At 61.8% G+C, this 13,971-nt stretch carries 12 protein-coding genes; 7 read left to right on the forward strand and 5 right to left on the reverse strand.

Annotated elements, in window-relative coordinates; all coding sequences use genetic code 11:
• Positions 1-5 precede the first annotated feature (5 nt).
• Positions 6-584, reverse strand: coding sequence for a DUF4245 domain-containing protein (locus LA343_RS09930; RefSeq protein ID WP_025403176.1), 579 nt, complete (start codon positions 582-584; stop codon positions 6-8).
• Between the two features lie 298 nt (positions 585-882).
• Between LA343_RS09930 and glpX the strand changes: the two genes are divergently transcribed.
• From glpX to LA343_RS09950, 4 genes are all read left to right on the forward strand, one after another.
• Positions 883-1,920, forward strand: a complete 1,038-nt coding sequence (gene glpX / locus LA343_RS09935) for a class II fructose-bisphosphatase (RefSeq protein ID WP_025403177.1) — start codon at positions 883-885, stop codon at positions 1,918-1,920.
• Positions 1,921-2,060: 140 nt separating this feature from the next.
• Entirely contained in the window at positions 2,061-3,473 is a 1,413-nt protein-coding gene (locus LA343_RS09940; protein ID WP_025403178.1) for a class II fumarate hydratase, read from the forward strand.
• A 200-nt stretch (positions 3,474-3,673) separates the two neighbouring features.
• A complete protein-coding gene (locus LA343_RS09945; RefSeq protein ID WP_025403179.1) occupies positions 3,674-4,399 on the forward strand; it encodes a TetR/AcrR family transcriptional regulator in 726 nt (241 codons plus the stop codon).
• Positions 4,396-6,021 carry an MDR family MFS transporter gene (locus tag LA343_RS09950; RefSeq protein ID WP_025403180.1) on the forward strand — a complete coding sequence of 542 codons (1,626 nt, stop codon included), beginning with the start codon at positions 4,396-4,398 and terminating at the stop codon, positions 6,019-6,021. Before LA343_RS09945 ends, LA343_RS09950 begins: the two co-directional genes overlap by 4 nt.
• A 121-nt stretch (positions 6,022-6,142) precedes the next feature.
• On the opposite strand, the gene LA343_RS09955 is transcribed toward LA343_RS09950, so the two are convergent.
• From LA343_RS09955 to LA343_RS09970, 4 genes are all read right to left on the reverse strand, one after another.
• Positions 6,143-6,715: a GNAT family N-acetyltransferase gene (locus tag LA343_RS09955; protein WP_025403181.1), complete on the reverse strand. Its 573-nt coding sequence runs from the start codon at positions 6,713-6,715 to the stop codon at positions 6,143-6,145.
• A gap of 97 nt (positions 6,716-6,812) precedes the next feature.
• The gene (locus LA343_RS09960; protein ID WP_025403182.1) at positions 6,813-8,195 is read right to left on the reverse strand and encodes an RNA 5'-3' helicase PhoH2; all 1,383 of its coding nucleotides are present in this window, start codon (positions 8,193-8,195) and stop codon (positions 6,813-6,815) included.
• Positions 8,196-8,409: 214 nt separating this feature from the next.
• The gene (locus LA343_RS09965) at positions 8,410-9,021 is read right to left on the reverse strand and encodes an LGFP repeat-containing protein (protein WP_025403183.1); all 612 of its coding nucleotides are present in this window, start codon (positions 9,019-9,021) and stop codon (positions 8,410-8,412) included.
• 320 nt (positions 9,022-9,341) lie between these two features.
• Positions 9,342-10,097 (reverse strand): substrate-binding domain-containing protein, encoded by a 756-nt coding sequence (locus LA343_RS09970; RefSeq protein WP_025403184.1) that lies wholly within the window; start codon positions 10,095-10,097, stop codon positions 9,342-9,344.
• Between the two features lie 72 nt (positions 10,098-10,169).
• On the opposite strand from LA343_RS09970, the gene LA343_RS09975 reads away from it, so the two are divergent.
• The 3 genes from LA343_RS09975 (at position 10,170) to LA343_RS09985 (ending at position 13,965) form a co-directional block, all read left to right on the forward strand.
• Positions 10,170-10,547, forward strand: coding sequence for a DUF5997 family protein (locus tag LA343_RS09975; RefSeq protein WP_025403185.1), 378 nt, complete (start codon positions 10,170-10,172; stop codon positions 10,545-10,547).
• An 875-nt stretch (positions 10,548-11,422) separates the two neighbouring features.
• Entirely contained in the window at positions 11,423-12,595 is a 1,173-nt protein-coding gene (locus tag LA343_RS09980) for an acyl-CoA dehydrogenase family protein (protein ID WP_025403186.1), read from the forward strand.
• Between the two features lie 194 nt (positions 12,596-12,789).
• The gene (locus LA343_RS09985) at positions 12,790-13,965 is read left to right on the forward strand and encodes an MFS transporter (RefSeq protein ID WP_025403187.1); all 1,176 of its coding nucleotides are present in this window, start codon (positions 12,790-12,792) and stop codon (positions 13,963-13,965) included.
• Positions 13,966-13,971 lie beyond the last annotated feature (6 nt).

The following is a 13,971-nucleotide window of genomic DNA, read 5'->3' on the forward strand; positions in this document are numbered from 1 at the left end:
GCAAGCTAGAGCTTCACGTTCGGTTCGATCGGCTTAGTCTCGGTGACCTTCTGTGCGGCGGTGCGCATCGTGTCCTCGGAGGCCAGACCCTCGAGGATGAGGCGCACCTTGCCGGTGTCGGCGACCCAGATGGGGCGGACTTCGTCGTCACCCTTGAAGATGTGCCAGGTCAGACCGTCGATATCCTCGGATCCGGCCTCAGAGCGGACGGAATCATCGGGCTTCGTGGCGGCCTTGTAGTCGGCCTTGGTCTGCGTCAGCGACACGTACTGGTCGCCATCGACCACCCAGCCCACCAGGCTCGAGGGCTGCTGACCGACCATCACGCGGCGGGCCGAGTTGGTGACCCATCCCTCGGGCATCTGAGGGTTGCGGATCGGCATATTCAGGCCGCGCGCATCCATCTTGAGGATCGTATCGGCATCGACTTTCTGCACATTCGAGTTGGATTGCTCCGGGGGACCCGGGTTAAACGAACACAACCCGGTGAAACCCACCACCAAGAAAGTGGCCAGAAGAAGCACGCCCAGGGTCAGGACGATGTCTTTTGTGGACTGGAATGCGCGAGGCTTTTGGATTTGCACCCTCCCATTATCGCAGAAGGCCACCCGCACCTCCACATCCCTACACTTCCCTGCACTCCTCTGTACTTTTCTGTACATCCCCACCCTTCCCCGAACATCCCGCCAGTGCGTACCGGTGTACGCCCCGCAGTCACGTGAGCTGCGTGAGGCGCGGCGGTACCCCCGGTTATGTTGTGTTCTCCCCTGGTTGGGTGGGTTTATCCCCCCGCGCTGTTGCTAACAGTGGAACAATAAAAGGTGACCAAGTGTTGACCGCGCGGGCCTAGCCCCGGGCATGAAATGAAATGAGATGGTGTGCATGTCCTCAGATTCCAACGTGGTACCTGCCGTATCCCCCAATCCCAGTGCTCCTGACCGTAACCTGGCCATGGAGCTGGTGCGCGTCACCGAGGCTGCTGCCCTGGCTTCCGGCAAGTGGGTCGGTCGCGGGCAGAAGGAATCCGGCGACGGTGCCGCAGTGGACGCTATGCGCCAGATGATTAACTCCGTTGAAATGGACGGCATCGTTGTTATCGGCGAGGGCGAAAAGGATGAAGCCCCCATGCTGTTCAACGGCGAGCACGTGGGAACCGGCAACGGTCCCGCTGTTGACATCGCTGTAGACCCGGTGGATGGCACCACCCTGATGGCCGAGGGTCGCCCGAACGCCATCTCCGTGATCGCCGCTGCCGAGCGCGGCTCCATGTACGATCCTTCCGCCGTGTTCTACATGGAGAAGATCGCCGTGGGCCCGGAGGCCGTTGGTGTGATCGACATTGAGGCCCCGGTGGAGCACAACGTCAAGGCCGTGGCCAAGGCCAAGGGCACCGTTCCCGGCGACATCACCGTGGTGGTGCTAGATCGCCCCCGTCACCACGACCTCATCCGCGACATCCGCGAGGCCGGCGCCAAGGTGCGCCTCATCGGTGACGGCGACGTGGCCGGTGCTGTGGCCGCAGCGCAGGATAACTCCACGAACTCGGTGGACATCATGATGGGCATCGGTGGCACCCCGGAGGGTGTCATCACCGCGGCCGCCATGAAGTGCATGGGTGGTGAGATTCAGGGCAAGCTGTGGCCGAAGGACGAAGCCGAGCGCCAGAAGGCCATCGACGCAGGCCACGATCTCACCCGCGTGCTGGGCACCAACGACTTGGTCAATTCCGAGCACTGCTACTTCGTTGCCACGGGCGTGACTAACGGCGACATGGTGCGCGGCGTGTCCTACATGCGCAACTCCGCCACGACCCGTTCGCTGGTCATGCGTTCGCGCTCCGGCACGATCCGCTTCATCGAGTCCCAGCACCAGCTGGCGAAGCTGCAGTCCTACTCCGTGCTGGACTACACGCGCAGCTAAGCTGCACTAAGGCAGAGGGCCTCTGCAGCAACTCCCCGGTTGCGCGTAGTGGCCCCAGCACCCACCGGCAACTTCCGGTGGATCTATGTACCTTTTGCAAAAACCTCTCAGCAACTCACAACAACGAAGGTGATCGTCACATGACCGAACAGAACGGCCAAGACTACCGCATCGAGCACGACACGATGGGCGAAGTTAAGGTGCCTGCCAAGGCACTGTGGCGCGCACAGACTCAGCGCGCTGTGGAGAACTTCCCCATCTCCGACCGCCCCCTGGAGGCCGCTCAGATCCGCGCCATGGGTCTGCTGAAGGCAGCCTGCGCCCAGGTCAACAAGGACCGCGGCCTGCTCACCGACGAGCAGGCAGATGCCATCATCTCCGCCGCCAAGGAAATCGCCGACGGCAAGCACAACGATGAGTTCCCCATCGACGTGTTCCAGACCGGCTCCGGCACCTCCTCCAACATGAACACCAACGAGGTCATCGCCTCCATCGCCAAGAACAACGGCGTTGAGGTGCACCCCAACGACCACGTGAACATGGGCCAGTCCTCCAACGACACCTTCCCCACCGCAACCCACGTTGCGGCCACCGAAGCTGCCGTCAACGACCTGATCCCCGGCCTTAAGGTGCTGCACACCTCCCTGAAGAACAAGTCCAAGGAGTGGGAGACGGTTGTGAAGTCCGGCCGTACCCACCTCATGGACGCCGTGCCGGTCACCCTCGGACAGGAGTTCTCCGGCTACGCCCGCCAGATCGAGCTCGGCATCGAGCGCGTTGAAGCCACCCTGCCCCGCCTGGGCGAGCTGCCCATCGGCGGCACCGCAGTGGGCACCGGCCTGAACACCCCCGCCGACTTCGGCGCGAAGGTCACCGAAGAGCTGAAGAAGCTCACCGGCGTGGAGCAGCTCCAGGAGGCCCACAACCACTTCGAGGCTCAGGCTAACCGCGATGCCCTCGTAGAGTTCTCCGGCGCCATGCGCACCATCGCTGTGTCCCTCAACAAGATCGCCAACGACATCCGCTGGATGGGCTCCGGCCCGCTGACCGGCCTGGGCGAGATCCACCTGCCGGACCTGCAGCCGGGCTCCTCCATCATGCCGGGCAAGGTCAACCCCGTGCTGTGCGAGACCGCAACCCAGGTTGCCGCACAGGTTGTGGGCAACGATGCTGCTGTGGCCTTCGGTGGCGCACAGGGCGCTTTCGAGCTCAACGTCTTCATCCCGATGATGGCCCGCAACGTGCTCGAGTCCGCAAAGCTCCTGGCCAACACCGCCCGCGTGTTCGCTGAGAAGCTGGTGGACGGCATCGAGCCGAACGCCGACCGCATGAAGGAACTGGCTGAGTCCTCCCCGTCCATCGTGACCCCGCTGAACTCCGCCATCGGCTACGAAAACGCCGCCAAGGTCGCCAAGACCGCTCTGAAGGAAGGCAAGACCATCCGCCAGACCGTTATCGACCTGGGCTTCGTGGACGGCGACAAGCTCACCGAGGAAGAGCTGGACAAGCGCCTCGACGTGCTGGCTATGGCCAACACCGACCGCGACAAGTAAGTCCACTCGCACACTCCTACCTGCCGTGAGGTAGGAACCACGCCGGCGCGTGTGCCCCATGAATCATCAAGGATTCGTGGGCAACACGCGCCGGTTTTTTCGTGCCTTTTTCGCTATTTTGCCTTGCCCTCGTGTCCCCTCGACCTTCGCGCAGTTTTTGCACTGGCTAAAATTTTGCACTGGGTGTATGTTTGCATCTTGTGAATAAATGCGAGGAACAGCTAGGGCTGCGTGAGCGCAAACGCAGAGAAACCCGCCTGAGGATCGAGGACGAGGCCACCCGCCTCTTCCTCGAGAAACCCTTCGATTGCGTTACCTTGGACGAGATCTGCGCCGCCGCGGACATCAGCCGCAGAACATTTTTTAACTACTTCACGTCCAAAGACCACGTCGCCGTGGGCAAGCTACCCACTCCCCTCACCGAGGACGAGCGCGGAGCCATCAAGGACATGGGCCCCTCCGAGCACGACACGCTCGCGGAACGAGTACTCAACCTCGTCGCGGCCCGGAGGCTGCGCGACGCGGCACTCGAGGACTCCCGGTCGATTAACCCCATGCTGGCGTCGGAGATAGCAGAACGCCGAGTGGAACTACTCCACCGGAACCCTGAGCTGGCGATGGCGAAGATGGCGACGTTCGAGAAGGCCCGAACAGAGCTCTCCGCCGTCATCGAGGACAACCTCCGCACCTATCCGGACAATCGCCTGGCAACAGACATCTGCCCGGTCGAGGAGGAAGCGTTCCTCACCGTCACGGCCATCACGATCGTGCTGTGGAGCGGATCGAACCTCAGCGTCCTTCGCGGCGAACCAGGCTACAACCACGATGCAGCACAAACCGGTTTCCAACTGCTCAGACGGATCTTCAGCGCCATGCCTGAGCAACTGGACCTCCCTCACACCGCACAGAAAGAACACGCAGAATGACAAATACCACCACTGCTGAGGCGGAATCGCAGAAGCAGCCCGCCACGCAGAGCGCGCAAAAAGAAACGTTCGTCGCCGGCAGCGCCTCCGCCGATAACAACGTGCCCCTCGTCTTTAGCTGCCTCATGCTGGGCATGCTCATGAGCTCGCTGGGGCAGATGATTTTCTCCACCGCCCTGCCCACCCTCGTGGGCGACCTGGGCGGCGTGGACAAGATGAGCTGGGTCATCACGATCTTCCTGCTCACCATGACCATCGGCATGCCCGTCTACGGCAAGCTCGGCGACCAGATGGGCCGCAAGCCCCTCTACATGGTGGCGATCGTGTTGTTCCTCATCGGCTCCACGATCGGTGCTTTGGCGCAGAACATGGAGATGATGATCCTCGCCCGCGGCGTGCAGGGCCTCGGCGCCGGCGGCCTCATGATCGGCGCGCAAGCCATCATCGCCGACGTGGTCTCCGCCCGCGATCGCGGCCGCTACATGGGCATCATGGGCGGCGTGTTCGGCCTGAGCTCCGTGCTCGGCCCGCTGCTCGGCGGCTTCTTCACGGACGGCCCCGGTTGGCGCTGGGCACTGTGGTTCAACCTGCCGCTGGGCATTATCACGCTGGTCATGGTGGCTTTCAACCTCAAGCTGCCGAAGCGCGGTAGCGGCGCCAACCTGGATGTGCCGGGCACGATCCTCATGGCTGGCACCACGTCCTGCCTCATCCTCTTCCTCACCTGGGGAGGCCGCGATCACCCGTGGAACTCCCCGATCATCATCGGTCTCATCGCGGCCACGGTCATCCTCGGCGCAGCGTTCGTGCTCGTGGAGCGGCGCGTGAAGGAACCGCTGATCCCCATGGGTCTGTTCCGCGTGCGCAACTTCAGCCTCACCACCCTGGCCGGCATCATCGCCGGTGTCGTGATGTTCGGCACCTTGGCTTACCTGCCGACGTACATCCAGATGGTCCACGGCATGTCGCCCACGAAGGCGGGCCTCATGATGATCCCGATGATGGCCGGCATGATTGTCACGTCCGTCACGGTCGGCCAGTACGTTTCCCGCACGGGTCGGTACAAGTGGTTCCCGGTGGTGGGCTTGCTGGTCACGGCTACTGCCACGTTCCTCATGGGCGGGTTCACGGCTGACGATTCGCTGGTGCACCTGGGTCTGGTTCTCGCGCTCATGGGCATGGGCTTGGGTCTGACGATGCAGTTGCTGGTGCTCATCGTGCAAAACGCGTTCCCGGTGCGCATCGTGGGCACGGCGACGGCCACGAACAACTTCTTCCGCCAGATCGGTGGCGCGGCAGGTTCGGCCATCATCGGCTCGGTGTTTATCCACCGTGTCGGCGAGTTGCTGAGCCAGCGCATGCCTGCCGCTTTGCAGGAGATGGCGGCGAAGGCCGGTCCGGCTGCGGTGAAGCCGTACGCGGAGCAGTTCGCGCACGGTGGTGCTTCCCAGTTGACGCCCTCAATCGTGGACAAGCTGCCTCCTGAGCTCGCCCACGTGATCATCACCAGCTACAACGATGGCCTGACCCCGGCTCTCATGGCCCTCACCCCGGCTGCCATTGTGGCCGCGCTGATCCTGTCCTTCGTGCGCCAGGACCACCTCAAGGAAACGGTGGAATAGCCTCTGTTCTGTGGGTTTTCCTCCTTTTTTCGACGCCAACCCCCACCCGCCCTGTCTTCCGAGTGCCGTGCATCGGTAGGGCTGGTGGGGGTTGGTCGTGAAGGGGGTTAGGGGCGGGTGATTAAGACTCAGCTTCCTCGGCCATGAACTTCTGGTAGGCCTCCCAGGCGGGGCCGTTTTCCAGGATGCGTTCCATGACGACGATGTTGCGCCACTGGCCTTCCTTAGGCCCGTAGGTCATCTGCGCCATGCAGTGGAACTTGGCGGCCTGCTTGAAGCCGCGGGAGGCGTGCAGGGCCACCGAGCCTTCGTTTTCAGGGAAGATACTGGACTGCATGCACCAGTACCCCTGGTTGCCGGCTTCCTCGAGGAGGTGGTCGAGCAGCTTTCCTGCCACGCCCTTGCCCGCCGCGTCGGGGCAGACGTAGATGGAGTCTTCCAGCACACCGTCGAAGACTTCGCGGTGGCTGGTGTGCGTGGCGGTGATCCACCCCATCAGCTTCTCGCCCTCGTAGGCCACGAATGCTAGATTGCGCACGCGGTGGCCGATGAAGTGCTCCCAGGTCTCCGGAGCGAAGCGCTCAAAGGTCGCCTCGCCGGTGTCCATGCCAGCCTGAAGGATCTCACTGACTCGCGGGTAATCCTTCTCCTCCATCAACCGGACGGAGATTGCAGTTTTCTCAGCGGAGGTCATGACAAAGATTGTGCCTTAAATAGAACCACCTACGCTACTCAGAGCGGTGCCGGAAGCGTGCGGTGCGCATGCGGTGCGCGTGCGCTGCGGGAATACGCTATCCCTTTTCAAGCAAGTTGGTGACCAGCTCAGCGATGGCGCTGCGCTCGGAGCGTTGCAGGGTGACGTGGGCGAACAGCGGATTGCCCTTGAGTTTTTCGATGACCGCCTGGATACCGTCGTGGCGACCGACGCGCAGGTTATCGCGCTGGGCGACATCGTGGGTCAAGACCACGCGCGAGTTGCGCCCGAGCCGGGACAGCACGGTGAGCAGCACGTTGCGTTCCAGCGACTGGGCCTCGTCGACGATCACGAAGCTATCGTTAAGGCTGCGGCCACGGATATGGGTCAGTGGCATGACTTCGAGCAGCCCGCGGTCATCGATCTCGTCGAGGACGTTGTCGCTGACCACGCCCTCTAGGGTGTCGTACACCGCCTGCGCCCAGGGGTTCATCTTCTCCGACTCGCTGCCGGGCAGGTAGCCCAGGTCCTGGCCGCCCACGGCGTAGAGCGGGCGGAAGACCACGATGCGCTTGTGCTCGCCGCGTTCCAGCACAGCCTCCAGACCCGCGCACAACGCCAGAGCAGACTTTCCAGTGCCTGCCGACCCGCCGAGGGACACGATGCCCACCTCGGGGTCGAGCAGCAGATCCAATGCGACGCGCTGCTGAGCGCTGCGGCCGCGCAGCCCGAAGGCCTCCAGGTCACAGGGGACTTGGCGCACCACGCCGTCTCCCACTACGCGGGCCAGCACCGACTGGCTGCCTGCGGTGAGCTGCAGCCCGCAGTGCACGGGCAGCTCGTCGATCTCCTTGTTGTCGATGGTCAGCGCGCCGGTGAGGTCGGCTTCGGCCGTGTCGTAAAGCTGGTCGATCATCTGCGACGGGACTTCAGCCCGGGCCATGCCGTTGTAGCCGGTCAAGACCACGTCCTGGGCGTGATACTCGTCGGCGTCCAGCCCCACCGCACCGGCCTTGACGCGCAACGGCACGTCCTTGGTCACGAGGGTCACGGTGTGCCCCTCGGCGCGGAGATTCAGGGCGCAGGCGAGAATGCGGTGATCGTTTTCCTCGGCGCGCAGCCCGGAGGGCAGTACGGCAGGATCCACGTGGTTGAGCTCCACCTGCACGGTGCCACCATCGGCGTTGACGGTGCACGGCTGATCCAACCGGCCGTTGTGGTGGCGGAAGTCCTCCAGCAGCCCTAGGGCTTGGCGGGCGAACCATCCCAGCTCGGGGTGGTGGCGCTTACCCTCGAGCTCGCTGACCACAACGACGGGCAAGATGATGCGGTGTTCCGCAAACTTCAACAGCGCCCAGGGGTCGGAAAGCAACACCGACGTGTCAATCACGTAGGTCCGCAGTGAGGATGGGGCCTGCGTGGTGGCGTCGGATAAAGGGGCAGAGATGGTGGAGGGAGAGGTAGAGGTGGTGGTTGCCATGGGGATGGCACTCCTTCGGTGTGGGTAGGGGAAACCTGCGTTTCACCGCCCACGGTAGGAGGAGCAAGTGGAAATTACATTGTTGAAAGATGAACGATTGGTTAACACGACAAAACCCCAGACGAGGGATCGCGTGTGATCCCTCACCTGGGGTTATCTACCTCACGTTGAGGCTGAAACTTGTCTGCTGGAACGTCGTCAGCGACTAGTTCGACTAGTTCATGACGATGGTCTCGCCCCAGTCACCGCTCTTGTTGTTCCACTCCATGGAGCCGTTCTGGAACTGCTGGGTCCAGCCATTGCTTGCGCTACCCTCCTCGGGAGCGGTCGGCAGACCCAGTGCGTTGTCCAGGCCACCACCGTTGACCCAGGTCTCACCAATCTTGCCGATCAGCGGAACAGCGCCGGTGTCCTTGCTGTAGGTCATCATGCCGTTCTCGAAGGTCACCAGGGTGCCGTTGTCGTTAGACTCGGTGCCCACGAGGCCGCCGAACTTGCCGTCCTTGCCGTCGGCCTTCTTCCAGGCATCGTTGACAGCGGCGGGGATTTCGAGCTTCTGGCCGTCGACGGAGTCAGCCTCGACCATCTTGTCGCCCTCGGCGTTGTCGGACATGGCGTCGGTAGCGCTGGAGACCGCGCTGCCTGCGGCATCGGTGGCGCTGGAGACGGCGCTGCCAGCAGCGTCGGTGGCCTTCTCAGCAGCGGAGCTGACGTTGGAGGCAGCGGAATCGTTGTTATCGTCCGAGCATGCTGCCAGACCCAGCACCAGCGAAGCGCTAGCGGCGACAGCGAGTGCAGAACGACGGAGACCGGTCTTGCGGGTCATAGGGGATCACCTTTCCTCGAAAAACGTGTACCCCATCCTTTATACCGAGACACAGGACCCTCATGGGATTCCTTTATACAATTGCAACCAAATCGCAATACTATTGCAGAATTCCGTGAAGAATATTGTGCATCAAGGATGAAATAACACATGTGCTGCCCCCGGTGGACCAACGGATAGGTCACATCCTCATCGGCGAATCGCTTTCGGTTGCACTTCACATCCGCCGCATTTCTCTGGCAGGAATGGGGCACTCCTCCACCTACTAGACCTATCAAGCACCCCAAAAAAAGTTTCATCCCCGCCAAATTCTCACCCGTTTATCGGCGACCGCCACTACCTCGCTGACCTCGCTGCGCACCCCGAGAACCCTTGGAACCGCGCGCACCTTTCCCGCCTTCTTTGCGCTGATTGTTCCGCGCATTCGCGCCCGTTTTCTTTGCGCCGCCCCGAGGCGCACCCGCCTTCTGCGGTGAGCTATGCCGCGAGCTCCCCTCCTTGCGGCCCCGGCAGATCCCCACAAAATCCTGAATTACCTCGTCATCTCGGCCCTTCAGCCATACCAGCGCCACGGCCGTCTCCCCCACCGAATCTGGAACTCCATACACATCTCGGTGCACCACACCGGGTTGATTAATCCCACGCAATAGCGGGCGCGGAGCAATGGCCACACCCACATTGGCAGCGACCACCTGGAGAGCCTCCCGCACAGCAGAAACCGAAACGTTCCCATCGGAAGGGGTGGAATACATGATTGTCTCGTCACCCACCTCCGACCATTGCACAGACTTCTCCATTTTTATTGGATGGTCTTTCGGCGCTGCAATACCTATCTGCTCATCGTAAAGATGAACCTTGTGGCGTCGGTCTCGATTATCGACGCCACCAGTCTCCCCCGCCGACACTCCGAGACGGACGATGGCAATATCCGCCGCCCCGGCATCGATGTAGCGCAGGGGATCATCGGCTTGGGCGGAGGCAATAGCCCACCCATCGACGCGCTGATTGAAGCGGCTGAACCACTTGTCCGGGGCGATACCGGGGCTAAACACCACGCGGAGGAATTGCTGAGTCATGCCACCATCCTATGGTTCCTATGGTGCGCAGGCGATGCCCCGTGTGGGCGCGGGTGGATGAGCGCAGATAGGATGGCCGGTGTGAGTACCTCAGAAAAGTCCGGTCCGCCGATGAAGCCCATGACCGCTGCGAAGAAGCTCGGCATCTACCTGCCCGCTGCACCGCAGTCGTTTCAGGACACCCCGCTGAGCCACGACGAGTTCGTGGCCCTGCAGAATAATCCCCCGGAATGGCTGGAGGAACTGCGCCGCGAGGGCCCGCACCCGCGGCCCGAGGTGGCGCGCAAGCTGGGCATCACGATCACCGCGCTGAAAAACAACGGCGTTGATAAGCCGCTGACCACGGCCGATATCAAGGCATTGTTGGAGAATCAGCCGGACTGGCTGCGCCAGGCACGCCGTCAACTGGCTGAAGAGCGTGAGCGTCAGCAGAAGGCGGCGGAGCGCTAGCGGCACCCCGCGCGCCGGCTCCGGTGACACGACGACAATGGGCGGGGCGGACAAGACCTTTTCGGTACTGTCCGCCCCGCCCATTGTGAGGTTTAAGGTGACGAGCCTTAGAACCCTACTATTTTGAGGATCGCTCGCTGCGACAGTTGACGAGTCTGCCGCAGCGTTGAGGCGATCCTTCATCCACATCTGTTCAACAGCGTCGCCTGCGACGACAGAGATGACAATGTCTCTGTGCCGACCCGGATGACTCCGGGGGCGCCGGTGGGTGCGACGAGAAAGCAAATCCACCGACAGGAGGTGCCTGCTGCACTGCCACGGGGAGAGCACGGGGAGAAGAGTAAACCCGGCAGCTCCGCCATGAGCACTGTGCAGCACTTCGACGTTTTGACGTTGCTGTTCAGAAGCGGACTATCCACAACTGCAGTGCGCCTCAGGTGACTAGCCTGTGACACATTGATCAGGTTAGTCATACCTCACCTGCCCTGTCAACAATTACGCAACACTTTTGTTTGCTAATTTCTTCTCCGCAGGTCACAGGCGCAATCGAGGCGCGCGATTCCGGGGTCTCCCGGGGTCACTTCACCCTCCTTCCACCCCTCCCCCCGATGAGTTCTTGCGCGGTAGACTTAAAGCGTTACTATGTTCATAAGTAATGCAGAGACGCACATCACATTCCGATGGCTCTCATGCTGCACAGCACTCGACCGCATTCGATTGCACCCGCACTCAACCCAACTGAATCCACGCCGCTCCTTCGCACTCCGCGTCCCCAGTGACCGGGCAGGACATGCACGAACCATGGACGAGCCCCAGCCACTCGAGACCAAGGGATTCCCCCAAGAGTCCCGCAACGAAGGAACTGAAAGGAAATCATGAAGAACTACCTGCCACGCACCATCTTCGAAGAAGAGCACAACATGTTCCGCGAGGCTGCTCGCGACTTCGTCCAGGCCGAGGTTGCCCCCAACGTTGAGCGTTGGCACGAGCAGGGCTTCTGCGACCGCGAACTGTTCAAGAAGGCCGGCCAGCAGGGCCTGCTGGGCATGATGGCCCCCGAGGAGTTCGGCGGCGGCGGAATGGCCAACGACTACCGCTTCAACGCCATCCTCTCCGAGGAGCTGGCCGAGGCAGACTCCGGTTCCGTGATCGTGGGCATCCAGACCATCAATGACCTGGTTATCCCCTACCTCACCCGCTTCGGTAACGATGAGCAGAAGGAGCGCTTCCTCAAGCCGCTCTGCGCCGGTGACAAGATCGCCGCTCTGGCCATGACCGAGCCAGGCGCCGGCGCTGACCTCGCTGGCATCCGCTCCATCGCCCGCAAGGATGACAACGGCGACTACATCCTCAACGGCTCCAAGACCTTCATCTCCAATGGTGTTCAGGCTGACTTCACCCTGGTCGTGTGCGTCACCAACCCGGAGAAGGGCCGCGCTGGCGTGTCCATGCTCATCATCGAAGATGGCATGGAGGGCTACACCAAGACCGGTCCGCTGAAGAAGGTTGGCCTGAAGTCTCAGGACACCGCCGAGCTGTCCTTCGAGGACGTTCGCGTTCCCAAGGAGAACCTGCTGGGTGAGGAGGGCGCCGCTTTCGGCTACCTTCGCACCAACCTGGCTCAAGAGCGCCTGTCCATCGCCGTGGGCTCCATCGCCACCTCCCGCCGCGCGTTCGACTTGGTCTTCCAGCACGGCAAGGACCGCAAGACCTTCGGTAAGCGTCTCGTCGATCACCAGGCTTACGGCTGGGAGCTCGCCAAGATGGTGACCGAGATCCAGTCCGCTCAGTCCTTCGTTGATGCCTGCATCATGGAGAAGGTCGAGGGCAACCTCGATGAGGTTACCGGCGCTATGGCTAAGTACCTCACCACCGAGCTGCAGATCAAGGTCGTTAACCAGGCTCTGCAGATGCACGGTGGCTACGGCTTCATGATGGAGTACCCGATCGCTACGCACTACCTCGATTCCCGCGTGCAGCCGATCTACGGCGGCCCGAACGAAATCATGATCGAGATCATCTCCCGCCGCCTGGCCAAGAGCGAGTAATCCTCTAGCGCTAGTCGCAGGGCGACTCGCCCCCAAGTCTTCACCACCCGTTCCGGTTTTCCCCGGTGCGGGTGGTGTTCTTTTATCTCCGACGCCACCCCACGTACGTTTTGTCCCCACTCCCGCTCTGGGCATTGAGGCAGGAAGCTATCAAGAGTAAGTAGCTAAAAAAACTTTGGTGTTAGCCTCGTCACATGGACACCACAGCGCGACACTCGGGTAGCCGGTGGGGCCTGTGGGTGCTCGCTGCCGGAATGTTCCAGGTTGTCATTGGCAGCACACTCCCCTCGGGACTCTATGCGATCTACGAGAGGGACTGGGATCTTTCGCGCGGTGCGACCACGATTGTTTTTGCGATGTACGTGGCAGGCGTGCTGATCAGCCTGCTGTTCCTCGGTCACCTCGCGGACCGGATCGGGCGCAAGAAAGTTATCATGGCTTCCGCGCTGCTTTCGATCAGCTCCAGCGCGTTATTCCTGTTGGCTACGGGTCCCGGGTTCCTTTATGCGGGGCGGCTTCTCAGCGGTATCGCCGTCGGCATCTGTACGGGCGCATTCACCTCCGCACTTGGTGATCTCAGCACCGCAAAGCGCGGCGCTGCGATCAGCGCAATTGTGACCTCGGGCGCGCTGGCCATGGGCCCCCTTGCCTCAGCGATGGTCGCTCACTGGTTACCTTTCAAGCTTCAGCTTCCCTTTGCCCTGCACCTGGTATTCCTCTGCGTTATCACCTTCCTTCTGGCCAGGCTTCCGGAAACCACACGAAGAACAACGCGTCACACTCTCAGCCGCGAAGAATCTCGCCTGTTCGCCACCGCATCGCACCTGTTTATCTTCATTATTTGCGCAACCATGATCGGCGGTGCCTATGGTGCGAATGGTCTATGGCAGAGCGTTGTCCCGTTGATGATCGACGGCCGCGGTTTTTCCCAGGTGTACATGGCCACGCTGGCCTCGGCGATGTTGGGAATGTCCGCCGTCGCACAGGTAGTGACCCTGGCGCTCCCACCCAAACCGATGGCTACCGTGGGGCTCATTACCCTGGGGACGGGTTTTATCGTCACTGCCTACGCGGCATCGAGCGGGTCAATGCCGATCCTGTGGGCGGGAACAACCATCGTCGGCATTGGCCAGGGCTTGAGCTTCAGAAGCTCATTGTCCATCGCCGCTCATGTGGCCAGCGATCACCGTCAATCCACGGCAATCTCCCTGTATTACATCTTCGGTTACGTGATGACCGCTGCCGCGCCCCTGGCCACCAACTCGCTGCCGCTTGATGCGGTGTTGGTGGCGATGGGTGCCGCCTCTCTCGTCAGTTTGGTTCTGCTCATAATCTCGCTCAGAAAGGGAAGAGCAGCGACAAACCTGTGAAACTCG

The sequence above is a fragment of the Corynebacterium falsenii genome, assembly GCF_020099275.1.
Taxonomy (GTDB): Bacteria; Actinomycetota; Actinomycetes; order Mycobacteriales; family Mycobacteriaceae; genus Corynebacterium; species Corynebacterium falsenii.

Bases quoted from the DNA above. Each gene is read 5' to 3' on its own strand.
- glpX (WP_025403177.1), top strand. From the start codon at position 883: ATGTCCTCAGATTCCAACGTGGTACCTGCCGTATCCCCCAATCCCAGT.
- LA343_RS09940 (WP_025403178.1), top strand. From the start codon at position 2,061: ATGACCGAACAGAACGGCCAAGACTACCGCATCGAGCACGACACGATG.
- LA343_RS09950 (WP_025403180.1), top strand. From the start codon at position 4,396: ATGACAAATACCACCACTGCTGAGGCGGAATCGCAGAAGCAGCCCGCC.
- LA343_RS09955 (WP_025403181.1), bottom strand. From the start codon at position 6,715: ATGACCTCCGCTGAGAAAACTGCAATCTCCGTCCGGTTGATGGAGGAG.
- LA343_RS09960 (WP_025403182.1), bottom strand. From the start codon at position 8,195: ATGGCAACCACCACCTCTACCTCTCCCTCCACCATCTCTGCCCCTTTA.
- LA343_RS09965 (WP_025403183.1), bottom strand. From the start codon at position 9,021: ATGACCCGCAAGACCGGTCTCCGTCGTTCTGCACTCGCTGTCGCCGCT.
- LA343_RS09970 (WP_025403184.1), bottom strand. From the start codon at position 10,097: ATGACTCAGCAATTCCTCCGCGTGGTGTTTAGCCCCGGTATCGCCCCG.
- LA343_RS09975 (WP_025403185.1), top strand. From the start codon at position 10,170: ATGGCCGGTGTGAGTACCTCAGAAAAGTCCGGTCCGCCGATGAAGCCC.
- LA343_RS09980 (WP_025403186.1), top strand. From the start codon at position 11,423: ATGAAGAACTACCTGCCACGCACCATCTTCGAAGAAGAGCACAACATG.
- LA343_RS09985 (WP_025403187.1), top strand. From the start codon at position 12,790: ATGGACACCACAGCGCGACACTCGGGTAGCCGGTGGGGCCTGTGGGTG.